This is a genomic window from Sulfoacidibacillus thermotolerans, assembly GCF_003144315.1.
Classification (GTDB): Bacteria; Bacillota; Bacilli; order Alicyclobacillales; family SLC66; genus Sulfoacidibacillus; species Sulfoacidibacillus thermotolerans.
Genome location: NZ_MPDK01000018.1, coordinates 33,532 through 56,548, shown reverse-complemented (window position 1 = coordinate 56,548; position 23,017 = coordinate 33,532). Strand labels below are relative to the sequence as shown.

Annotated in this window: 21 protein-coding genes; 19 read left to right on the top strand and 2 right to left on the bottom strand. The window is 45.0% G+C overall.

The window, feature by feature from the left end:
• Positions 1–148 precede the first annotated feature (148 nt).
• The 4 genes from BM613_RS10400 to BM613_RS10385 all read left to right on the top strand — a co-directional run bounded on the left by BM613_RS10400 (position 149) and on the right by BM613_RS10385 (position 6,706).
• Positions 149–541, top strand: a complete 393-nt coding sequence (locus tag BM613_RS10400) for a (2Fe-2S) ferredoxin domain-containing protein (RefSeq protein WP_245926354.1) — start codon at positions 149–151, stop codon at positions 539–541.
• A 450-nt stretch (positions 542–991) separates the two neighbouring features.
• Positions 992–3,901 carry a carbohydrate-binding protein gene (locus BM613_RS10395; RefSeq protein WP_109431112.1) on the top strand — a complete coding sequence of 970 codons (2,910 nt, stop codon included), beginning with the start codon at positions 992–994 and terminating at the stop codon, positions 3,899–3,901.
• A gap of 82 nt (positions 3,902–3,983) precedes the next feature.
• Positions 3,984–4,892: a hypothetical protein gene (locus tag BM613_RS10390; RefSeq protein WP_109431111.1), complete on the top strand. Its 909-nt coding sequence runs from the start codon at positions 3,984–3,986 to the stop codon at positions 4,890–4,892.
• A gap of 29 nt (positions 4,893–4,921) precedes the next feature.
• Complete coding sequence (locus tag BM613_RS10385; protein WP_109431110.1) at positions 4,922–6,706, top strand: methyl-accepting chemotaxis protein; 1,785 nt, start codon at positions 4,922–4,924, stop codon at positions 6,704–6,706.
• Between the two features lie 35 nt (positions 6,707–6,741).
• Here the strand turns inward: BM613_RS10385 and BM613_RS10380 are convergent, their stop codons facing one another.
• Positions 6,742–7,356, bottom strand: coding sequence for a YitT family protein (locus BM613_RS10380; RefSeq protein WP_109431109.1), 615 nt, complete (start codon positions 7,354–7,356; stop codon positions 6,742–6,744).
• A gap of 102 nt (positions 7,357–7,458) precedes the next feature.
• Positions 7,459–8,313 carry a DMT family transporter gene (locus BM613_RS10375; protein WP_109431108.1) on the bottom strand — a complete coding sequence of 285 codons (855 nt, stop codon included), beginning with the start codon at positions 8,311–8,313 and terminating at the stop codon, positions 7,459–7,461.
• A gap of 219 nt (positions 8,314–8,532) precedes the next feature.
• On the opposite strand from BM613_RS10375, the gene BM613_RS10370 reads away from it, so the two are divergent.
• The 15 genes from BM613_RS10370 (at position 8,533) to BM613_RS10300 (ending at position 22,977) form a co-directional block, all read left to right on the top strand.
• Positions 8,533–9,504: a LacI family DNA-binding transcriptional regulator gene (locus BM613_RS10370; protein ID WP_109431107.1), complete on the top strand. Its 972-nt coding sequence runs from the start codon at positions 8,533–8,535 to the stop codon at positions 9,502–9,504.
• A 75-nt stretch (positions 9,505–9,579) separates the two neighbouring features.
• Complete coding sequence (gene rbsD, locus BM613_RS10365) at positions 9,580–9,972, top strand: D-ribose pyranase (protein WP_109431106.1); 393 nt, start codon at positions 9,580–9,582, stop codon at positions 9,970–9,972.
• A 108-nt stretch (positions 9,973–10,080) separates the two neighbouring features.
• Positions 10,081–11,163, top strand: coding sequence for a sugar ABC transporter substrate-binding protein (locus BM613_RS10360; protein WP_109431105.1), 1,083 nt, complete (start codon positions 10,081–10,083; stop codon positions 11,161–11,163).
• Positions 11,164–11,265: 102 nt separating this feature from the next.
• Complete coding sequence (locus BM613_RS10355) at positions 11,266–12,042, top strand: ATP-binding cassette domain-containing protein (RefSeq protein WP_109431104.1); 777 nt, start codon at positions 11,266–11,268, stop codon at positions 12,040–12,042.
• Positions 12,042–13,058, top strand: coding sequence for an ABC transporter permease (locus BM613_RS10350; protein ID WP_219930674.1), 1,017 nt, complete (start codon positions 12,042–12,044; stop codon positions 13,056–13,058). The genes BM613_RS10355 and BM613_RS10350 overlap by 1 nt, the downstream gene beginning before the upstream one ends.
• A complete protein-coding gene (rbsK, locus tag BM613_RS10345; protein WP_109431103.1) occupies positions 13,058–13,978 on the top strand; it encodes a ribokinase in 921 nt (306 codons plus the stop codon). The genes BM613_RS10350 and rbsK overlap by 1 nt, the downstream gene beginning before the upstream one ends.
• A gap of 151 nt (positions 13,979–14,129) precedes the next feature.
• On the top strand, positions 14,130–14,882 hold the full coding sequence (locus tag BM613_RS10340) for an IclR family transcriptional regulator (RefSeq protein WP_109431102.1): 753 nt from the start codon (positions 14,130–14,132) through the stop codon (positions 14,880–14,882).
• A gap of 73 nt (positions 14,883–14,955) precedes the next feature.
• The gene (locus BM613_RS10335; protein WP_146192793.1) at positions 14,956–15,744 is read left to right on the top strand and encodes an IclR family transcriptional regulator; all 789 of its coding nucleotides are present in this window, start codon (positions 14,956–14,958) and stop codon (positions 15,742–15,744) included.
• Between the two features lie 109 nt (positions 15,745–15,853).
• Positions 15,854–17,152 (top strand): phenylacetate--CoA ligase family protein, encoded by a 1,299-nt coding sequence (locus tag BM613_RS10330; protein WP_109431100.1) that lies wholly within the window; start codon positions 15,854–15,856, stop codon positions 17,150–17,152.
• Positions 17,153–17,173: 21 nt separating this feature from the next.
• On the top strand, positions 17,174–18,292 hold the full coding sequence (locus BM613_RS10325; RefSeq protein ID WP_245926353.1) for a cupin domain-containing protein: 1,119 nt from the start codon (positions 17,174–17,176) through the stop codon (positions 18,290–18,292).
• Positions 18,289–19,230 carry a fumarylacetoacetate hydrolase family protein gene (locus tag BM613_RS10320; protein ID WP_109431099.1) on the top strand — a complete coding sequence of 314 codons (942 nt, stop codon included), beginning with the start codon at positions 18,289–18,291 and terminating at the stop codon, positions 19,228–19,230. The genes BM613_RS10325 and BM613_RS10320 overlap by 4 nt, the downstream gene beginning before the upstream one ends.
• Positions 19,231–19,269: 39 nt before the next feature.
• Positions 19,270–19,749, top strand: a complete 480-nt coding sequence (locus BM613_RS10315; RefSeq protein WP_109431098.1) for a DinB family protein — start codon at positions 19,270–19,272, stop codon at positions 19,747–19,749.
• Between the two features lie 56 nt (positions 19,750–19,805).
• The gene (locus BM613_RS10310) at positions 19,806–21,038 is read left to right on the top strand and encodes an FAD-dependent monooxygenase (RefSeq protein ID WP_281267851.1); all 1,233 of its coding nucleotides are present in this window, start codon (positions 19,806–19,808) and stop codon (positions 21,036–21,038) included.
• 39 nt (positions 21,039–21,077) lie between these two features.
• Positions 21,078–21,326 (top strand): hypothetical protein, encoded by a 249-nt coding sequence (locus BM613_RS10305; RefSeq protein ID WP_109431097.1) that lies wholly within the window; start codon positions 21,078–21,080, stop codon positions 21,324–21,326.
• 214 nt (positions 21,327–21,540) lie between these two features.
• On the top strand, positions 21,541–22,977 hold the full coding sequence (locus tag BM613_RS10300) for an MFS transporter (protein ID WP_109431096.1): 1,437 nt from the start codon (positions 21,541–21,543) through the stop codon (positions 22,975–22,977).
• Positions 22,978–23,017: the final 40 nt, after the last annotated feature.

Sequence of the window (23,017 nt, the reverse complement as noted above, 5' to 3'; positions counted from 1 at the left end):
AACCGCCGTATGCGGACCCGCATGTACGGTGGTGTGAGAGGTCGGGGGCTAGCCGCCCCCTCCTACTCGATTAGTCGGTATTGAGTGAGAGGCTCGAAAACATGTTAGTATGAAGATCCATGTGTTCACAGACAAGGAGGTTGCCAGAGTGGAGACAGAAGAAATAGAAGTTCAAGGGTACATAGCAACAAAACGGAAGGTACTAGCACAAGTTGTCGTTTGCTCCGGTTGTTGTTGTGGGAGAACAGATAAGGGCAGGCCAGCCATTCCATTAGAGTGGTTGAAAAAGACTTGGAAGGAAAGAAAGTTGTTGAAAACAGTGCAATTGACGATTAGTGGCTGTCTGGGACCTTGCGACATTGCGAATGTGGTCAGCATTCTTAGTAAAGATGTTCAACTATGGTTTGGTGGATTTTCTACGGAAGAGCCCTATCACGAGTTGCTTGCTTGGGCGGAAGCGACGAGAGAGTTAGGAACTCTTGCTCACGTTCCAAAGTCACTTCTTCCTTATCAGTTTACTCGCTTTAGCGAAAGCGAGTAAACTGTATTTTAGTTGTTAAACAAGCGAGTAGGAGTGCTTCTTATAAAATTCGCAGGTATCTCCCCACTTGGTGAGTTTTTTCACCAACGAGGGGAGATTTTCATGTCGATAATTCGCGGAGGGAGCTAAAAATGCGTGAAAAAAGTTCTGTGAATTGTTGATTTCTCTATTGGAATAGTTTAATGTAAAAACAAACCTACTGTATTATCTGAACTCTGTAATGTTATCGTAGATAGCATGGATCATTCTCATAGAGTAAGCGGGCAGATGACTATTGTTATCTAATAATTTTGTATTTTATGAGGTCAAATGTTCGTTGAAAGCGCAATCATAGGAGGTGGTGAACAATCCCCAGCCATTAAGTAAAGGGGGAGCAAAAAGGAATAAATTATGCACAGTTCAGTACAACACAAAAGAAATTACAGGAATGAAAGGGAGGGAGCATAACTGATGTTGGAAACACGATGGGGCAGACGGTTTTTTTTGACATTCGGAATTCTGTTTGCATTATCCACATCGATCTTACCGGGAGTTTCTGCGGCAACAATTAATACGGGGACGGCACCGGACGGGCCTGGGAATGGGGCAACTTGGGCTCCGTCAAACAAGACGTTTTTAGGGCGAGCGGAGAATCCTGCAAGCACAGCGGACGATGTATGGTTCACGGGAGCAAATGGCGTGATTACGGAAATGTTTTATCCATGGGTAGACACGCCAGATTATAAAGATTTGCAATTTATCGTCGGGGATGCAGGGAATACGTGGGATCAAACAGAACGTTCCAACTCTACGCATTCGGTGACCTTAGTAAACAATAACGCTTTAGCATGGAATGTTACCAATACTGGAACCAATGGTGATTGGCAGATCAAAAAGACAATCTATACAGATCCGAACAGTCCAGTGGTTATTCAGCAAGTGACATTTACTGCATTGAAGGGAACTTTGGGAGATTATTTACTGTATGTGTACGCAAACCCAGCTCAATATGGGAACGGAAACAACGATACAGGACAGACAGTCGATTATAATGGCCAAGACATGTTGGTCACTACCGGGGAAGATACTGGCGGTAACGCGAGCAATGCATCTGCATTGGCAGTAGGGAATGGACTAGGGTGGCTAACACAGAATAACACATTGATGCTTTCAAATGGTTTTGTTGGAGTCAATGATGGATTGACCAATTTGCTCGGGGGCAGTACACCAAGTTATACGATGACGGATGCCTATGATTTAGCTCAAAATGGAAATGTGGCAAATATGGGGGAGTTTAATTTAAATCCGGTTGCCAATCAGACCAGTGTCACGTTTGATGTCGTAGTTGGCTTTGGAGCGACTGCAGCTGCTGCAGAAAGTAATGCGGCCAATGAGCTAACGAATCTCGCCAGCAATCCAGGTGCCACGGAAAATTCATACATCAGCCAATGGAACAACTATGAGAGCAGCCTCAATCAATATGGAGGCATTGGCGGAGAGCAATACAATATGGCAACGATGGTGTTGAAAGCTGCTCAGGATCCGAGTACAGGGGCTATTGTGGCTGGGATCGGGACACCATGGGGCAATACGAATGGACCTGGAGACGAGGGATATCACCTGGCGTGGGCACGTGATTTATACAATAGTGCGAGCGCAATGATTTTAGATGGAGATTTAGCAGATGCTGATGCCGCGCTATGGTTTTTGTTTAACGATCAGCAAGAAAGTGATGGACATTTTCCACAAAATTCTTTTGTCAATGGGATTCCTTTTTGGACAGGCGTAGAGATGGATCAGACCGCTTATCCGATTATTCTTGCATGGAAACTGCGCAATTATGATCCCAGTACCGTAAACGCAACAACCTATGCGGATCACATTCTTCCAGCTGCTAAATATCTTGTGGCAAATGGGCCTTATACTCCCCTCGAACGCTGGGAAGAAAATGCGGGATACTCCCCTTCCACGATGGCAGCTGAAGTGGCGGGTCTGTATTTAGCTTCTAAAATTGCCGCATTGAACGGCGATACAACAAATGCGGCACTCTTCCAACATACTGCAGACTACTGGGCTGCGTTGATTCCAGATTGGACTTATACGACAAATGGACCATTTGGCAATGGACAGTATTTTATTCGCATTGCTCCTGGTGCTAACCCAAACAATGGTGCTAGTGTCACCATTGCCAATGGCGGAGGAACTTATAACGAAAATGCAATCGTCGATAACGGCTACTTACAATTGGCGATTTTGGGTATCAAATCAGCACAAAGTCCCTACATTACGAGTTCTCTTGCTGTCACTGCTAACCCGAATGCTGGTGAATCTGCTGGCTCGTTAGAGGAGACTTTCCCCAACGGAAGCATCTCGTTTTTCCGTTATAACCATGACGGATATGGTTCTACGTCGACAGGTGCTAATTTTGATGGCACAGGTGGGATTGGTGGATTATGGCCGATTTTAACTGCTGAATACGCGCAAGATCAATTTTTATTGGGCCACTCTGTGAGCTCTTACATCACCGATATGCAAAGTTTTGCAAATGGCAGTTACATGATTCCTGAACAAGTTTGGCAGAACAATCCACCGTCTGGGTACACTGCGGGGACGCCAGCCAATTCGATGAACCCGCTCGATTGGTCAATGGCACAATATATTTCACTTGTGGCGGCTCAAGCCAATTTTAATGCTGGAAATAGTCAATTGCCGGGCATGCCGATGACGGTGTATGACCACTTTGTGGCGAACGCATATCAGCCGCATTCAGGATATACAGTCGATTTAAATTCAAATCAACTCGTTCAGGGTGACGCATTGACCATCTTCTACAATCCTGCAAACGATGGAAGTCCACTGCAAGGTTCCAACCCCATCTACTTACATTGGGGCTATAACAATTGGGTGAATCCGATGAATCAGCAGATGATTCAGCGACCGGATGGCTTCTGGGAGACGACAATCAGTGTTCCAACGACCGCTACATCACTAAATTTTGCCTTTACAAATTCAGGTGAGACAACATGGGATAACAATGGCGGGGGGAATTGGAATTACACGATTAACTCAGGTAGCCATACTCCTGTTGCGTCACCGATAGATACCTGGCCGAATCCCTTGGTTGGGGGACAACCTGCCACGATTTATTACGATGGTTCTTTAAGTACCTCCTCTGCGACGACCTCTATCACCTTACACTGGGGGTATAACAATTGGAACGGGGTCACAAATACACCGATGACGAACCTAGGAAACGGGTACTGGGCGGCAAACATCATTGTTCCGTCAGGAAGTCAGTTAAATGCAGCATTCTACAACCAAGCGGGAACATGGGATAACAACAACGGGAATAACTACAATCCGTGGATTTCTCAGCCTTAATCCAAGTTGTAGGGTGTGATCTTATTAAGATCGCACCCTACATCGTACGAAGCGCGTCGCGTGAACATGGGGAGAGAGATGAATGAAGAACCGTCTTCAAAAACTACTTTTCTACATGAGTCTATGGGGATTCAGTGGATTGCTGGTGGGATGTTCAGCACAGACTAATGAAAGTTTACATTTATTACCGAGGACTTCGACGATCGCCGTTTATCAAGGGGGAGTGATTTCACGTTCGGAATTCATTCAAGCGCTAGATATGCAAGTTCGATTGATGCAACCTCATGCGATTCTCACGGGGGCAATGAAGAGTCAGTTTCTAAAAGTCTACATTTCCGTATACAAGGTCTTATTGCCACAAATTATGAAATCCCAACCTGCGGTTTCGAACGTGCAAATTGTATCGTTAGTTCAGCAGTTCAAACGTGAAATTACGCTGTATAGCTATCATGGAAGTGAGCAAGCATTTAACCAGAGTCTAGACCATTTTCACATTAGCGAAATGGATCTAGCAAATTGGGCGCGCGCTAGCTTGGCAATTGAGGCATATCAAAAACATCTCACAGTGGCAGCTCCATCAAACACAGAATTAGAAAAATTTTATCATTCTCACCCTGCGTATTTTACAAACGTAACTGTTAAACAAGTAGTAGGTGATAGTGTACAACAAGTCGAACAAATGGTACCAGAACTTAGTCGAGGGTCATCTTCAGCGATCTTTGAGTGGACAAATAAACCGCTCGTTTCACTTCCTCTGGCGGTTCAACAAACGCTCATGGCAGCACCGATTGGCAAACCCAGTTCAGCAATACACATTGGTGCAAATTATGTGATCTTCGACGTATTGCAACGTCACATGCTCCCTTATGCACAAGTGAAATCGCAAATTATTCAATCCTTCATTCGGCAACGTCAGATGCAAATGTGGGAACAAAAGATTGCGGCTGTCGAGCGAACTGCAAAAATTCGCATCGTAGGTGCTTTGCCTTAGATGTATAGGATAATCAGTGGAGGAAAGCCATGAAAAAAAGATTATGGGAAAGCGTTACTGAGGGAGTGAAACGGAGGTTCCACGATTCCTTTTGGCAATTAAGAGAGCGTCACGTTTCGATTAAAGTAAAGGTAGGCGGGGCCTTTTTGTCTATCCTATCAATTATTGTGTTATTAGGGATTTTATTAATGACGAGGTTATTTGCTCTACAAGCAGAAGTAAATACAGTGGCTATGCAAGATTTGAAAATTATTAAATACGGGAACGTACTTAAGGAAGATTTATTGGCACTGGATTTAGGAATGCAAACTTATCTTGTCACGGGAAATCCATTCATCTTGCAATCTAGTTATTATCCTGCCATACGGCAATATGAGAATGTTTACGATGTATTGAAGGGATTGCTTGCAACGAGTGATCCATCGTTACAAGCACTGGAATCTGCAAATACATCGGTTAAAGATTATGTGAGTTATGCAGGGCAATTAATTCAAATGCGGAATCGTGGGGATGTGATCATTGCCATTCAGCAGGACACTTCTGGTGCAGGTGACACATTTCGAACAGCGGCGATCGATGAGATCGGTCGATTTATTCATTATGAAGAAATTCAAGTTAACCAAGATGCAGAAAATTTATCGTCTCAGGTTAAGCAAACGGTTCTATTGATCCTTGGTTTATTGTTATTGGCGATTGCGATCTCGATTGGGGTTGGAGTTCCAGCCACATTTCAGACACCAAAGCATCTCAAACGGGTGATTGCCATCTTAGAGAGTATTGCTTTGGCAAATGGTGATTTGCGCAAACGGATTGAAGATGTTCACAGCAGAGACGAAATTCAAGATTTGGCTAATGTGACGAATGACTTATTGGCCTCAATTGCAATACTTGTAAAACAAATCATGAAGGATGCACATGCAGTAGCAGAGAGCACTGGCGAGTTAGGTGTAGCGATGGATGAAATGGGGGGAGCTGTGAATCATATTGCTGTCACTGCGAGTGAGTTTTCCAATGTGAGTGAGAAAGCAATTGACTCCTTGAGCGTGATGAAGCAACGGATGGTCTCTATTCGTCAACAAAGTGAGGAAATTATAAAAAAGGTCGAACTGGTTCGAGGAGCTGTTGAGAGAGCAAAAGGGAATACAGATTTAGGGAATCAACTGATTGAAAATGTGACAGAAAGCATGAAAAATATACAGATAATCACAGAAACAACCTATCATCACGCATCGGATTTGGGACAAACTTCACGAGCGATAGGTTCGATCGTCAATACGATTAAAGGGATTACAGAGCAAACCCATTTACTCGCTTTTAACGCTGCGATTGAAGCTGCGCGGGCAGGGGAACATGGGCGCGGATTCGCAGTGGTCGCAAGTGAGGTGCGTTCACTGGCAGAACGTAGTCGATCTGCTGCGAGTGAAATTGAACAAATCATTCAACACAATCAGCAACTGGTAGTAGAACTCATGAATAGCATGAAGGAATCTATGGGATTTGTAACACAAAGCCAGGATGTCGCACAGGATGCACGCGCGTCTTTTTCGAATATTCTTGAGTCTGTACAAGCGGTGGTGCCCATCGCGAATGAAATTATGGACTCTGTGCGAACGGCAGGTACCGCAATTGAAGATTCGGTAGAGCGCATTTCGGGACTGACCGAGAATTTGCAAATGGTTGCACTGGGATCTCAGCAAAATGTGCAAAGCACGGCAGAATGTTTGGCGACTGTGCAGGAAATCTCCGCGTCAGTCCACGACTTAACCGCTTTATCTGAAGGGCTCAGGGAACGCGTTGGACGATTTGAAATCTGATGAATTTCTAGCTAATTATACACGAAGAGGTGTTTTCAAGATGCTTGTGAGGTTTCCCAATTCTGTCTATCTAATAGTTTGCTTGTAATCGTCGACCAAAGTTGCGTAGACATTCCGGCAGAGAGTGCAAGAATCGTTGTGAGAATACCTGCAGTAGGACCTTGCGCAATATACATGGCAAGTATCGACAGTGAGTTAAGCGAAAGCAAAGTGATCCAAAGTGGGATGCGATGCCTTTGATGCATGACTTGTGCAATTGCCGTATATCCGCCCGTGGAATATCCTTTTGATATGAGCAAACCAATTGGGAATTTGGAAAATAGTAAGATGAGCAAAAAGGCGCTCCATTTTGACCAATCCACATCCACGGGAATCATTTCAAATAACCACATCGCGAGACTGGTCATTACAGCTCCTAGCAACGTCCAGAATGCGGTAGCTTTCCCGCCATAAGCAAGTACAAATCCAAAAATCATGCTTTTGATAAAAAAATTCGCGACTCCGACACTCGTGTGCAAAAGATCTGCGATTCCGATACTTAGACCGCTGACTCCTCCAGCGGAGATGTGTGCGTTTCGTTCAATAAAAACAGTAAACGCGGCAATCAAAAGACAACCGACAAAATAGCGAACAGGTGGCAAAGAATTCATTACGGCTCTCCCATGCAAGGATTCCCCTGTATAGATTGTGGTAAAGGTGAAGGGAACTGTAAACGACAGGGTTGTATTTAGTTTAGGCAATCAGCTGGATCTTTAATCGCTTGCTTGGGGCCAATTGACGAGGAAAATTCCAATGAAGATAAGTAAACTGCCCAATGCGACAAACCATGAAATTGGCTCTGCAAGGAGAAGCCACCCTGATAATATCCCAAAAAAAGGAGCTAAAAATAAAAAGGCACTTGTTTTGGCTGGATCATTTTTCTGTAGCAAATAAAACCAAATCGCAAATTGTACGATGGAGCCCATGATTGCTAACCAAAGTAACGCAGAGACAGAAACGAAATTCAAAACGAGGTGAGTGTGCTCAAGAGTTAGCGAGAAAATGAGCAAAACAATTCCTCCAAATAACATCTGGTAAGCGGTGAGAACCCATAGATCAAATCGAGCGTTCCATCTTTTTATAAGTAAAGTTGCAATGGCCCAAGAGATAGCTCCGGCAAGTCCAATCCAAGTTCCAGAATGGACATGAAGTTGCATGCCAAGTGTGATAAATACGCCGATAAATCCTGCTAAAACACCGGTCCATTGGATCAATCGATAGTGTATTCTAAGGAATAGGGTACCAAAAAGAATGACAAACAGAGGGTTAGAAAAAGTCAGAATTGCGGACTCACCTGCTGAAATCGTGCGCATGCTGATAAAGATACTCGCCATCACGCCGGTGGTTTGGAATAATCCAATCATGAAAATGTGGACCCAGTCGCCGAGCGTATGCGGGAGTTGTCGGCGAAGAACAAGGAACGCCATTACGAGACCTGCTAGAGTAAAGCGAATTCCAACCAAGAGAAGAGGAGAGATATATTCCATATCAATTTTACCGACTGCAAATGATGATCCCATCAAGGCAGTAGTTGCGATGACTAAAACAGTATAGAAAAGTCGATTCACATGAACCCTCCATATCTCAGATCAATCGATGATCTGAATAAAATGTAAAGTGATAACATGATGGTATGCTAAACGAGAGATCATGTAAAACCATTGATCAAACTGGGATGGCTCAATGATTGACAAACCGTAGTTTTCGCATTATAGTGGTGGAAACGTTACCACATCGGGATAAGAAAAGATCAGACCGATAGTCGAAGTTTTATATAGGTGAAAGCGATGCCAACAATTAAAGATGTAGCAAGATTAGCTGGGGTATCTGTGAGCACGGTGTCTAGGGTTCTCAATGAAACTGGCTATGTGAGTGCAGATTCGAGACAGCGTGTCTTAAAAGTGATGGAAGAGTTGCATTTTACACCGAATAATGTGGCGCGAGGATTGGTTAGTCGAAAGACCTCATCCATTGGATTATTGATACCTGATGTATCCAACCCCTTTTTTTCTGATGTGGCTCGTGGCATAGAAGATGCAGCAAGCGCACTTGGTTTATCCGTGATTCTTTGTAATTCAGACTGGAAGATTGAACGAGAGCAATCCTATATCGACATTTTGAAAGGGAAGTGGGTAGAGGGCATCGTCGTTGTCGGCGCACGAAGTCCAGAGCAAAGATTACAATCTGTTTTATCAGACCTGCCTTTTGTACTAGTTGATCAAAAAACGTCTCAGCAAGTGAATTGCGTTTGGATTGACAATGAAAAGGGCGGGTATATTGCGACAAAACATTTGATTGAACGTGGATGTAAGCGGTTAATCCATGTTCGTGGTCCTATCAATTCTCCCTCAGCTACTTTGCGACATCAAGGATTTTTGCGAGCGATTCAAGAATTCGGCGCAACGGGGAAAATAATTCAAGGAAATTTTCGCTTTGAAAGTGGCTATCGATGTTTGGAGCAGATCTTGGATGACGGGTTGCCAGATGGGATTTTTGCTGGGAACGATATGATGGCACTTGGAATTATTCAAGCAGCGCAGACGATGGGCCTAAAAATCCCACAGGATTTTCTCTTGATTGGATTTGATGATATCTCGTTTTCTTCTTATATATCTCCGACTTTGACGACGATTCGGCAACCTGGATATCTTATGGGGACAGCGGGAGTGGAATTGTTGCATCAACAGATCATATATGGTCAAGGAAATCCACAATCTCGGGAGTATCAACTAGAACTCGTGGTGCGCAATTCGACCTAGATAGACGAGAATTTGCGCAGTGTAAATCACTTTTACCCAAGGTGAAAACGTTACCACAATAAAATGGAGGTATAAATGAAAAAATCCGGGATCCTTCATGGTGAATTATCAAAAGTAATTGCTGAGTTGGGACATGGACAAAGTATTGTTTTAGCGGATTATGGACTTCCCGTTCCGCGCGAAGTGCGAGTGATTGACCTTGCACTTAAAGTGGGAATGCCCACAGTCTTCGATGTTTTGGAGACAATTTTAGAGGAGATGTATGTCGAATCAGCAGTTTTGGCAGCACCACTTCAAGAATTGCATCCACAGCTTTGTGCTAGATTGTGTGAGCGTATTGCAGCTCCAGTGACTTTTGTCACTCATGAGGAATTCAAAAATTTATTGCCTTTTACTCACACTGTGGTGCGTACAGGGGAATGGACATCTTATGCGAATGTGCTCTTGCGTTCTGGCGTGTTGTTTTAAGTGAAGAGGACTTTTTTAGGGGGTGATTGGCAAAATACAAGAAAGGACAGGCTGCTTGTTCATTTTCATGTCAAAGACAACACATAAGAGATATAAGGGGGAAAAGTTGTGAAGAGAAAAGTGCTTGCCTTCATTGCAGGAACAACACTGATCGCAGGTGTGGTGACGGGCTGCGGGACCACTGCGACAACGAATACCGGGAATTCTGGGGCTAGTTCTGCAACATCTAAAACAAAAATTGACTTTATTTTTACTGGATATTCAATTCCTTATTTTGCACCTATGGCACAAGCTGTGGAACAGGCCGCGAAGCTATATCCTACTATGAGCATTCAGGTGATTAGCGCACATAATTCATCGTCTGATGAAATCGCTGATATCAAAGAAGCAATTGCGAACAATGTGCAAGGGATTATTTTAAATCCCGTCAATGGTGCTGTGACAGCCGCTGCACAACAAGCGATGTCAAGTGGCGTACCTGTAATTACAATTGACCGCGATGTATCAACTCCTTCTGCGCGTGTCGCCTTTATTGGCGATCGCGATGTGAAACTAGGACAATTGCAGACGCAATATGCACTGCAGTATTTGCAACAACACCACATCCCGACGCCTTGGAACGTGGCGATCTTACAAGGGACGCTTGGATCAAGTACGGCAATTGACCGTTTAAATGGGGCAATGGACGTCTTAAATCCATATATCCAAAAAGGACAAGCGAAAATTGTTTTTAACCAATCTGCAGACTTTTCAACAAGTAACGCACAGCAGATGATGTCCGAATTTCTAGCTAAAACACCAAATATCCAATTAGTTATTGCTTCGAATGACGCGATGGCAATTGGTGCGATTACTGCATTGCAAAATGCCGGGTTGCATCCAGGGAAAGATGTATTTGTCGTAGGTGCAGACGCACAACCACAAAGTCTTACAGATATACAAAACGGCACTCAATTAGACACAGTGACACACTCTCCTTATGTGGAAGCATTCTGGGCAGTCGAGGCGATGCAAAATCTGCTTGCTAGTAAAGTGAAGCCGCCACAATCGCAATTTCCAAATGGTAATCTCGTCATTCCTATGCAGCTTGTGACAAAGAGTAATGTATCGACGATTGCGGGATGGGGGACTCCTGCGGTTGTGCCGCCACTGCCTTATGGGAAGTCATCGGCATATAAGGTTCAACCTTAAAGATGAACCTTATATCGGGGAAAGTTGCTGTTTGTCTGCGCAAAAAAAAGACAGCACCCCCCAGTTTTTTGACGTATTTTGTGTCGGAGGTGATTGTTAGACATGAGTAATGATGTAGCAAAACACGAGAAAACTCCACTCCTTTCAATTCGTGGATTAACAAAAAGTTTTGGTCAGATTAAGGCTGTGGACAATGTCAGTCTTGATGTATTTCCAGGCGAAGTCGTGGGTTTAATTGGAGATAATGGTGCGGGGAAATCGACGTTTCTCAGCTTGTTATCGGGATATAACAAAAAAGATCGCGGCGATTTTTATTATAAAGGGGAAAAAGTATCTTTTTCTTCTCCGCGGACTTCGCGTAGAAACTTGAAAATTGAGATGGTTTATCAAAATCTGTCGTTAGCACCTGATTTGGCAGTTTGGCAGAATGCTTTTTTAGGTGAAGAGGTGCGGCGCTTTGGTGTGTTCTTGAATGCTCCAAAGATGATTGAGAAGACGGCGCGCGTTTTAAAAACCCTCAATTCAAAAGTAAGGCCGACGGATCAAGTAGGGGCGCTCTCTGGAGGAGAGCAACAACTTGTCGCAATCTCGCGGGCGCTTTTGTTTTCTCGTGATCTCATTATCATGGATGAACCTACAGCGGCCATTTCTGTATCGAAAATTGCAGACGTTTTAAAATTGATCAAGGATCTAAAGGCAGATGGTAAATCGATTATTTTAGTAAGCCATCGGTTGGAGGATATCTTAACAGTAGCAGATCGAATTGTCGTGTTTGCGCACGGCAAAATCCGAGATATCTTAGTGAACCAGAACTTATCGATTGAAGATTTGGTTCGTGTGATGTTCCAAGACCGCAGTGTCAAAAAGGGGGAATCCTAGTGAATCGATCTGCAGCATCAGCTTCGTCCGAAGTTTCGATCCCAAGAATGCGATCGTTCTTATCAGCATTGTTTGGACAAAATGGCAGTGTTCGCAGGCCAATTCTTTTTGTCATTTTAGCTCTCTTTATTTCGAGTATGATTGCCCCCTCTTTTTTAACGGCAAGAAACATTGAGGCGTTATTAGTCAGTTCTAGTTTTTTAATGATCATCGCAGTAGGTGAGGCGATTGTTGTCATTACAGGCATGATTGATCTAGGTGTGCAAAGCGTATTTGCAAGCGGGGGGATGCTGGTCGCTTATCTTTCTGTGTTTGGTGATCAACCAGCGTACATCGCGGTGCCAATCGGACTTATTTTTGGAGCAATAGTGGGGCTTATTGTTGGGTTGTTGGTAACGAAAGGGCGGATCCCCTCGTTCATTGTAACACTAGGAACGTATTGGGGATTGCGGGGAGTTGCCCTTTTATTTAATGGTGGGAATTATATTAGTCCGTATTCAGTGACGCCGAATCGTCCTTTTGGATTTATGGGACTCGCGGGGCATACATTGGGTGTGTCGAATCTGATCTTTATTGCTCTATTCCTCATTATTGCTGGACAAATCACGATTTCCTATACACCTTTTGGAACTTGGCTTAAGAGTATTGGTTCAAATGAAGCGTCTGCGCGGACGGTAGGTCTTAATACGGACAAAATCAAAATCATCGCTTTTATCATTTCAAGTGTACTCGCTGTATTAGCAGGTGTGATGATGACAGCTTGGCAGGCCTCCATTTATCCAGTTACTGGTGAGGGATATTCTTTGCAAGCAATTGCAGGAGTCATCCTTGGTGGAATCCCCTTTACTGGAGGTCGTGGTTCAGTAGTGGGAGCAGCGCTAGGAGCACTGATTATCGGTCTCATTGACGATATGATTGTCTTATTAGGACTCCCTGCACTCTATGAGTATATTTTTGTTGCGGTCATTCTCGTTGTAGCGGGTTTGCAAGCACGCGGGAAAGGGTTTGTAAAGTAATGGCGAATTTATTGGTTGTAGGCAGTATGAATATGGATATCTATTTGCGCGTAAAACGGCACCCGCAGATCGGGGAGACGGTACGAGCTATACATTCTAACTTTGCAAGCGGTGGGAAAGGAGCCAATCAAGCTGTGTCAGCTGCGCGATTGGGGGCGAGCGTGGCTATGATTGGGGCTGTTGGAGACGATGTTTTTGGATCTGAGTTGCGCAATAAATATGCTGCACTTGGTATTGATGTAGCGGGAGTTGTGGTGAAAGAGGGCATGCCAACTGGCATTGCGCTCATTACGCTCAACGCAGCAGGCGAGAATTCTATTGTTGTAAACCCGGGGGCAAACTTTGTCCTAACTGCAGATGACGTTCGTGTGAAAGGTGAAAAGTTCCAATCTATAGATGGAGTCATCTTACAAAATGAGATCCCTGCATCGACGAACGCTGCTGTTTTCACAAGGGCACTTGAGTTAGGGATCCCAATTTTTTATAACCCATCGCCAATTGAAGAGTATGCAATAGAATTTTGCGCGAAGAGTGATTACATTGTCGTCAATGAATATGAGGCTACGTTATTAACGGGTCAAACGGTTGAAGATGATGAGTCGGGATTTTGTGCAGCAAAACTCCTTTTACAAGGGAATGTAAAAGCGGTTGTGATTACACGAGGGGAACATGGAGCGCTCTGTATGACTGCACAATCTGAAAGTTTTGTTGTACCTGCGATGAAAGTGCAGGTTGTGGATACAACTGGGGCTGGCGATACTTTTATGGGGGCGTTTGCTGCCGCTGTGACAGAGCAACTGTCACTTGAAAAGTCGTTGCGGTTCGCAGTGACTGCCTCAGCACTCTCTGTTACCTCCGCAGGGGCACAATCCTCTATGCCCCATCGCTCCGAAGTACTCTCTGTCCTCAGGAATGAGTAAAAATACAAATGATTGAAAATGATGACTAGAAGCATTTTGGGGGGACTCTCAATGCTTCTAGTCATCATTGTTCATCTTACCGGAAATATATTTTGTTTATTTAGAAGTCACGATATATTAAGATTATAGTGCGCGAAAAGGGGGGGAGGATATGCTCAGTTCAGTTCAACATATCATTTCCATTTTGCGATTATTTCGTTTGGATCGACCTGAGATGTCTTTGGCCCAAGTGTCACGCTATACGGGGTTACCGAAATCTACGACTAATAAATTGTTGCAGACGCTTGTGAATATGGGTTTTTTGGAGAAAGTAGCTGAACGCGCACACTATCGACCTAGTTTGCAGATGTTTGAAATGAGTCATTTTATCTTAAATCACCTCGCTCTTGTCCAAGAAGCGGCTCCCTTTATTCGTCATTTAGCGAAGCAATCTGGCCAAGTGGCACATCTTACTTGTTATGACAAAGGAGAAGTGACTTGGCTTGTAAAAATAACGCATGCACACAATGATCACTTGTATTCGCGTGTTGGCAGGCGTGCGCCAGCGAGCATCGCTGCTTCAGGAAAAGCAGTGCTCGCATTTCTTGAAGTGCAGGAGTGGCTACCGACGTTTGAAAGTGGTTGGCGGAGGTTGACTGTAAAGTCAAATATGGATCCCAACGTTCTTTTACGCGAATTGGACTTTGTGCGCAAGAATGGATACTCATTTCAGGAGGAAGAGGTGGATCTTGGAGTTTGTTCAATTGGAGCCCCCATTTTTAATGAACGGATGCGACCGATTGCAAGTGTTAGTTTGGCTGGACATGTCAATCTGTTTACAACTGAGATGATTAAACAGTATGGACGCCTAACAAAACATACAGCACTCGCTATTTCTGAACGTATAGGTTGTCGTTCGAACTGAGAGCGCAGCAGTAAAGACTGCATAAGGGGAGTCAACCATAAGATGTTCGTTGGAAAGATGGGAGGATGATTTGGTGAAAAATGAGGATGACAAAAATTTGCTTCTTGTGACCGCCTCAAATTCATTGAAAATTCTAACGTTATTTTCAGATCGAACTCCTTTGTTAGGCGTAACGGAAATAAGCAGACGTTTAGGGCTTGCAAAGAGTATTGTCTCGCGGATTATACAAACTTTTGTCGCAGAAGGAGTGCTTGAAAGGGATGAGCTAACAGGTAAATACCGACTTGGAACTGCTTTGTTAGAACTTGGTCTCATCGCAGCAGAGTGCAATCCAGTGTTCCGTGCTTCACAGCAAGTGGTTGAAAAATTGCATCAGCAGACGGGACTGGATAGCTATCTCTTATTACTGGATCAAAATGAGAGCCTCTTCCTGCTCTTATATAAGCAACCGAATAGTGCATGGAGATTGTTTTGCATGGGTTCAAGGACAGCATTGCCAAACACGATCGGCGGGCTCACTATGCTCGCTTTTTTAGAACCCATGCAAGCACAGCAAGTGATGCAATCCCACTTCGGTTGTACCTCTGAAATGGCTCTACTGCGAGATGTGCGATATTTAAAAGAAATAGAAGTAAGCGGATACGCCTACGGAGAAGAACCGTTATGTCAGGAAATTCGCAGTGTTGCTTGTCCAATCTTTGACCCAACAGGAAAGGTTCTTGCATCTATTGCGGTGTCTGGCGGAATACAGCGCGTTAAGCTGTCGCAAGTTGAAGAATTGTTGGCCTCCGTGGCAAAGGCAGCTCGTCATATTTCTCACAGTTTATATCCTCTTTTGCGATCATTCCCCCCGATCGAATGATGCGTTTCCTATAAAGGAACACACTCTATTGTCACATGGCAAATCGCGATATCGTGATCATCACAGTCTGAGTGCTGTTATAAAGGATCTCAGGAGCGAGGTGAAAGCGATGTCACAAGCAGAATTGTATGTGTACTCCACCAATGATTATGAAACCAGTTTGGAAGCGTATCAACTGCGCAAGGCGAATGAACTTTTGCTGTTTGCTGCACAGTTTAATGACTTTTATAAAGTCAAGTTAAAAGATACGCATCTACCTATTCGTACCATGGCAGAATTTCGCCAAATTCCTTTCACACACAAGAGTGAACTGGTTCAAGATCAACAAAATCGTCCGCCTTATGGTGCGAATCATTCCTATCCGCAAGCAAGTTATGTCAGATATCATCAAACTTCTGGAACCACTGGCCGTCCTTTGAGAATCCTTGATACCAAAGAGAGTTGGGAGTGGTGGACAGATTGTTGGGTAGAAGTTTTGCGCTCCGCTTTAGTGACGAAAGAAGATCGAGTTTTCCTTGCATTTTCTTTTGGTCCCTTCATCGGTTTTTGGGCGGCTTATGAAGGAGCAAAGAAGCTGGGTGCTTTAGTGATTCCTGGAGGTGGACAAAATTCTCTAGAACGCTTAACAAGTATCCTTTCCAATCAGGCGACGGTACTGCTGTGTACACCAAGCTATGCGTTGCATTTAGCGGAAGTGGCCGCGAAAGAAGGATTGGATATCAAAAATTCACAGATTCGCTGTTTGATTCATGCAGGGGAACCAGGTGCGTCAATTCCTGCGGTGCGCGAGGCGATTGAGTCTGCGTGGGGAGCTAAGTGTTATGACCATGCGGGAATGACGGAGATGGGAGCGTATGCATTTTCATGTGTTGAACAAGGTGGGTTGCATGTGAATGAAAGACAATTTCTCGCGGAAGTGATCCATCCGCAAACACATCAACCTGTACCGCTAGGACAGATGGGAGAACTTGTTCTCACAAATTTTGGGCGTTATGGCTATCCGCTAATCCGTTATCGTACAGGGGATATGGTGGTCAATGCAAGTGAGCCCTGTCGTTGTGGAAATCGATTTCGATTTTTTCCAGGCGGCCTTGTAGGACGCTCCGACGATATGGTCGTCGTCCGTGGAGTGAACATCTTTCCTCAGTCACTGGAGGCGATTATCCGGGAGTTTAAAGAGGTGGCGGAATTTCGTATTGTGTACTATTCCCATCAAGAACTCTTGCAAGTAAAAGTGCAACTTGAAGCGACAAGTGAAGTGGCTTCACGTCTTCAAGTCAAATTGCGTGAGCGCTTAGGATTGCGCATTGAAGTAGAGACAGTTGCGCCAGGTGTATTGCCGCGTTTTGAGATGAAGGCGCGACGTGTATTAGATTTGCGAAATGGGCAAAAAGCGTTTGGCGTATGACGAAAGGGGCGAAGTGAACACGTGGCAAGAGAAGAGAAAGAATTAGAGGACGACCGCTTAAATGAATATTATGGGCGGTTACAAACTCTCCATCTTGGACCCTTGTGGAGTTCAATCCAAACGATTATGAGTAAAGAGCCGCGCCCGCGTGCGCTACCTTATCTATGGAAGTGGGATGACGTATATCGGTTAGTGATGGAATCGGGTGAACTTGTTACTCCTGATCGTGGTGGAGAACGGCGTGTTGTGTTTTTTCGGAATCCTGGATTAGAAGATTTGCAACCCTGGGGATGGGGTGCACTTACTCATACGTTATATGCAGGGGTGCAACTTTTGCTGCCTGGTGAAAGAGCGCCGTCGCATCGGCATAATCAAAATGCGATTCGGTTTGTGTTGCAAGGTTCTGGTGCTTATACCCTTGTAGAAGGTGAACGTGTGAAGATGGAAGAAGGCGATTTTCTGATTACGCCCTCAGGATTATGGCACGATCATGTTCATGAAGGCGATACGCCGATGCTTTGGTTTGATTGTTTGGACATTCCATTCGTGTATCAATTAGGGGTTACTTTTTTTGAAAATTATCCTGAGTTTCATCAGCCAATTTCGCAGCCTGAAAATTACTCTACTCAGCGTTTTACAGCCCCTGGATTGTTGCCGCTTACGGACCGAGACAATCGTTATGCGCCACAGGCAATCTATAAGTGGGAAAAGACAAAGCAAGCCCTGGATCAATTGTCCAAACTTGATCCTGATCCATGTGATGGATTTGCTGTGGAATATGTGAATCCAGCTACGGGAGAAGCGGCAGGGCATACAATTGGGGCCATGATGCAAAAGTTGGCACGGGGTGATCGGACACAGGCACATCGGCATGTGCATAGTGCAGTTTACCATGTGTTTCGTGGTCAAGGATACACCGTGATGAATGGAGTTCGCTTTTTCTGGCAGTCAGGTGATACATTTGTCGTTCCTAATTGGGTGTGGCATGAACACGTAAATGACGGCAATACAGATGCCTATCTATTCTCTGCAAATGACTTGCCGATTATGGAGCGGTTGAAGTTAGAACGAAGCGAACTTTATCCAGAGAAGTATCAGACGGTTGTGGGCGATCACTTGGGGAATGGGGGCAGGACATGAGACTACTTTCCTTTTTAAACTGTGGGCAAGGGCGACTTGGCATAGAGCTTGACAACGATCTCGTTTTTGATGCGAACCGCGCTTGTCTGGCGTTTCTTGAGCAACAGGGTGAGCCTTTTGCACAGCGACTCGCAGATGCTCTTTTGCCTTCACATGCGCTAGCTTTTTTACAAGGGGGAACAAAAAGCCTGGGTCAGGCGCACAAGGTTTTAGAATTTGTGCAGGGGCAAGTGCAGGTGAATGAAGTGTTACCTGACTATGTATTTCAGGCGTCGGCAATCAAGCGTTTAGCGCCAATCCCAAATCCTCAGAAAATCGTGTGTGTTGGCCGCAATTATCATGATCATGTGGCGGAGATGAAGCGAGATGTACCGACGATTCCAGTTCTTTTTGCAAAGCTTGGCAACACAGTATGCGGCCATCAAGCAGACATCCCGTTTCCACGCGTGTCGGATCAGTTTGATTATGAAGCCGAATTAGCTGTCGTGATTGGTAAAAAAGGGAGGTATATTGCAGTTGACGAAGCCATGTCTTATGTTGCTGGCTACACTGCAATGAACGATATTACAGTAAGGGATTGGCAACATCGCACGCCGCAATGGCTACAAGGCAAGTCATTTGACAATTCGGGACCCATGGGACCAGTTCTCATTACTGCGGATGAGATTTTAGATCCCCACCAATTAGACATCCAATTATGGCTCAATGGAGAATTGCGACAAAGTGACAATACGCGCCATTTGATCTTTGATATTCCGGCTCTTGTATCTTTTATTTCGCAAGTGATGACCTTGGAACCAGGTGATGTGATCGCTACAGGAACTCCAGGAGGTGTGGGGGTGGCAATGCAACCCCAGGGATTTATGAAGATCGGCGATGTAGTTCGTATCGAGATTGAGAAAATAGGCGTTTTAGAAAATCACATTGTAGCTCCCTAAGTTCGCGAGCAGTCATATTGGTTGGAAGGAGCGATTTAGTTGGTAAAGCGAGGAGAATTCATTGCCACTGTGGAACAGTTGCACAATCGTTTAGAGCAAGTGATAAGACGGCTAGACGATCAAATGTTGCACTGGAAACCCAATGAAAATGCATGGTCGATTGCACAAATTCTCGCGCATATCGCGGAGTTTGAACACTTCTTCAGTCAAGATATTCTACAGGTAGCGCATCATCCGCTTGAAAAATTCGGGAGAACGGTAGAGCACGAGGATCGTATCAAAGCTGTACAGTTGACGGGGCAAGAAGCGCGGGAACAACTGATGCAGGCGACCCGACGGGGGCGGGAAGAAGTTTTGCATTCACTTCACTCCTTGTCTGATTCAGATTTACAGATAGAGGGATTTCACGCGAAGTTTAGGTATCAAACGATTGAATGGCAAATTCAGCACTTTATTACTGAACATTTGGAGAAACACATCGAGCAAATTCAGCGTACGCAGGCTGCTTATCATCAATAAATTCAGGGATAGATATAGCGAATCCTCGGTTGAAAACGTGTGCGGGAGGGAATAGAGTGGTGCAGCAAGAGCAATTTTCATCAGAACGTCCTGTAGTGATCGTCGGGGCGGGACCTGTCGGGATGACAGCGGCACTCGCTTTGCGCCGATACGGCATTTCAGCGACGATCTTAGAAGCGGAACCTAGAGAGCGCATTCGTCCAGGGAGCCGCGCGATTTATCTGCATAAAGCGACTTTGCAAATGTTAGACGATCTGTATGTTGGACTTGGTTTTACACTTGCTGCCGGTGGTCTGGTATGGCCCGTCAAGCGAACGATGTGGCGAGGACAGGATGTATATGTGAAGAGATATGCCGCGTATGCGCCAGACGCTTTGCCTCCTTTTACAAGTTTGCCACAGGTAGAGGCGGAACGCTTTTTATATCAGGCGTGTCTGGATTCTGGAGTGGAATTTGTTTGGGAGATGCCGGTAGAAGAAGTGAGGGTTGATCAACATGGTGTCACAATGGTTGCAGCAAATGGCAGGGTATGGCGCACTCAGTATGTGATTGGGGCAGATGGAGCAAGCTCTGTGATTCGCCATCAAGCAGGGATAAAGATGGAAGGTACACGCTCGACAAACACATTTGTTGTTGTAGATGTACAAGAAGACCCCAAAAATCCCTTGCCCATCGAACGCATTTTTCACTATCAACATCCCGCGATCGGGGGGCGCAATGTACTGTATGTTCCATTTGCAGGTGGTTGGCGAGTGGATCTCCAGTTATTTGACGAGGACGATCCAGTAAAATACAGCGGTATTGCAGGAGTTCAAAACTGGTTGCCCAAAGTGATTGATCCAAAATATGCCGATCGTGTGACCTGGGTGTCTACGTATCAGTTTCTTCAAGTAGTAGCCCGTGAATTAACGGATGAGCAGCATCGGTTGCTCTTCGTGGGGGAGGCGGCACACCTTTTTGCTCCATTTGGTGCGCGCGGATTAAATTCGGGTGTCCCCGATGCTGTTGCGGCTGCACGCGCGATTGCTGTTGCACTGCATACAGAAGATAAGACAAAGGCCTGGGCAGCGATCCAAGTGTTTGCACAAGAACGTCAAATTGCGGCGCAGTATAATCGTGCTGCTGCTGGGGTTGCACTTGTCCATCTGCAGGGGCGTAGCTTAGGAATAAGTGTGAAGCGTCATATCGCAGTTTCTTTAGCAGGGATTTGGCCATCTTTAGGCAGATGGCTTGATGAGGGACCTTATGGACCGAAATCAGGACCTCCCCAGCTTGCGACAAAATATTAAAAAATACGTACAAATGAGAAGTGAAGGGGAATAAAAGAGATGGGACAAGGATCATTTGGTGAATTTTTCTCTGAATTGAGCGCGCAACATTTACAGACGATCTATGAAAATGTAAAGAGTGAGACGCTTGACCACTTGATGGATCAAGTGCAAACAGGAAGTTTGTCTTTGGATCAGATCCTTTTCGAGCTAACTTCTCAGTTGCCGACCATTATCTTTGACTTGTCTGCGGTAATGACGATACATCTCTTGCATTCCTATCACGAATGGCAAGTTGAACAAAAATAAATTCAGAATCTACCGTTGATTTCACATCTAATATCATATATGATTTTAGATGTGAAAGCGCTTGTAGACGTTGTAGCGATTGATGCTGCAGAAACTGACGGGCGCAGGTGGATTCTGCTCAGGCCGCCGCATGGCCAGCGGTGAATCGATAATCTTGGGCTTGACGGAATCTGTCGGCGCCCTCATTCAACTCAACTATGGGGAGGTAAGTGGGATGCAAGAACTGTCTTCAAGGAGGGATGTAAGCGCCTCCTTCATTTTTGCGAGACTCGACCGATTGACTGTATGGAGTTTACCTGCACTCTTCATCGGAGTGATCGGTGTCGGTTTTTTATTTACATTTTTCGATATATTCGATATTAATGTCTCATTTATTCAGACTTGCAGTAATATTGTGCCTGGTTGTAGTCCGATGGATGCGAACAACTACTTAGGGCTCCCTGTTGTGATTAACCTTGCAGGGTATGTGGTAGGCACGCTGATTCTCAGTCCAATTTCCGATCGAATCGGACGTAAACATATGTTGATGATTACGATGCTACTTTCAGGATTAGGTTCGCTTTTGACTGCAGTAGTCAATCAATATGGATGGTTTGTACTTGCGCGCGGTGTTACGGGGACGGGAATTGGCGCCGACTTGGCGATTGTGAATGCTTATATAAATGAAGTGGCACCACGTCAACAGCGTGCGCGTTATACGTCTTTAATCTTTGTCATGTCTGCTGTTGGAGCCTTCCTCGGGATTTGGTTGGGACTCTTACTGACTACGCCGAAAACTCCGTTCCCGTTAGGATTACCATTTGCATTGGCGAGTGCGCAATTTGGATATGGTTGGCGTATCATGTATCTCATTGGGGGATTGCTTGCGCTTGTTGGAGTGCTCTTGCGTGTGCAGTTACCAGAATCCCCGCGTTGGCTTGTGTCACAGGGCAGACTGGAAGAGGCGAATTTGGTTGTTGCAAATATGGAAATGATTGCGGCAAAACACGGCCCATTAGCTCCTGTACATGACCTTGGTTTGGCTGAGGAGTCGCAGAGTGCAATGCCTTACTCTGAGATTTTTAAAAATAGTTTGTATGTAAGACGCACGATCCTACTCATGTTGATGTGGACCTTTAGTTACGTAACTGTGTACGCTTATGCTTCAGGGTTTACTACGCTTTTGTCCTCGTTGAAGTACCCTCCGCCGGAAGCTGGATTAATCGCATCTGTGGGAACCGTCGGGTTTGTTCTCTGTGCAATCGTTGCAGCCATATTTGGTGAGCACTTGGAACGAAAATTATGGATGCCAATTTCTGCGCTTTTAACACTGATCGGAGGTTTTTTAGTCGCATCTTCGGGGGCGAATCTCGCACTTGCGATGATTGGCTCGATGGTTACGTTCTTTGGCTTCAATTTGTGGATTCCCATCGCCTATGCATGGTCTACAGAACATTATCCTACGCGCGCACGTACGACAGGGTTTGCACTTGTTGATGGGATTGGGCATCTTGGAGGGGGAATCGGCATCCTCGTCATCGCCCCGCTCATTCCTTCTTTAGGAGTTATGCCATCGTTTCTTATTATTAATGGGGGGCTTGTCGCAGGAGCGGTCCTAGCGCTTTTTGGGATCCGGACGCGAGGAAAACGTTTGGAGGAAATATCCCCCTAAAGGCTGTCGAAGTTGGTATTTATTTTGCTCACACGAACAG

Excerpts from the sequence above, each read along its gene's own strand:
- BM613_RS10395 (WP_109431112.1), top strand. The coding sequence starts at position 992 with ATGTTGGAAACACGATGGGGCAGACGGTTTTTTTTGACATTCGGAATT.
- BM613_RS10390 (WP_109431111.1), top strand. The coding sequence starts at position 3,984 with ATGAAGAACCGTCTTCAAAAACTACTTTTCTACATGAGTCTATGGGGA.
- BM613_RS10385 (WP_109431110.1), top strand. The coding sequence starts at position 4,922 with ATGAAAAAAAGATTATGGGAAAGCGTTACTGAGGGAGTGAAACGGAGG.
- BM613_RS10380 (WP_109431109.1), bottom strand. The coding sequence starts at position 7,356 with ATGAATTCTTTGCCACCTGTTCGCTATTTTGTCGGTTGTCTTTTGATT.
- BM613_RS10370 (WP_109431107.1), top strand. The coding sequence starts at position 8,533 with ATGCCAACAATTAAAGATGTAGCAAGATTAGCTGGGGTATCTGTGAGC.
- rbsD (WP_109431106.1), top strand. The coding sequence starts at position 9,580 with ATGAAAAAATCCGGGATCCTTCATGGTGAATTATCAAAAGTAATTGCT.
- BM613_RS10355 (WP_109431104.1), top strand. The coding sequence starts at position 11,266 with ATGAGTAATGATGTAGCAAAACACGAGAAAACTCCACTCCTTTCAATT.
- rbsK (WP_109431103.1), top strand. The coding sequence starts at position 13,058 with ATGGCGAATTTATTGGTTGTAGGCAGTATGAATATGGATATCTATTTG.
- BM613_RS10340 (WP_109431102.1), top strand. The coding sequence starts at position 14,130 with ATGCTCAGTTCAGTTCAACATATCATTTCCATTTTGCGATTATTTCGT.
- BM613_RS10330 (WP_109431100.1), top strand. The coding sequence starts at position 15,854 with ATGTCACAAGCAGAATTGTATGTGTACTCCACCAATGATTATGAAACC.
- BM613_RS10320 (WP_109431099.1), top strand. The coding sequence starts at position 18,289 with ATGAGACTACTTTCCTTTTTAAACTGTGGGCAAGGGCGACTTGGCATA.
- BM613_RS10305 (WP_109431097.1), top strand. The coding sequence starts at position 21,078 with ATGGGACAAGGATCATTTGGTGAATTTTTCTCTGAATTGAGCGCGCAA.
- BM613_RS10300 (WP_109431096.1), top strand. The coding sequence starts at position 21,541 with ATGCAAGAACTGTCTTCAAGGAGGGATGTAAGCGCCTCCTTCATTTTT.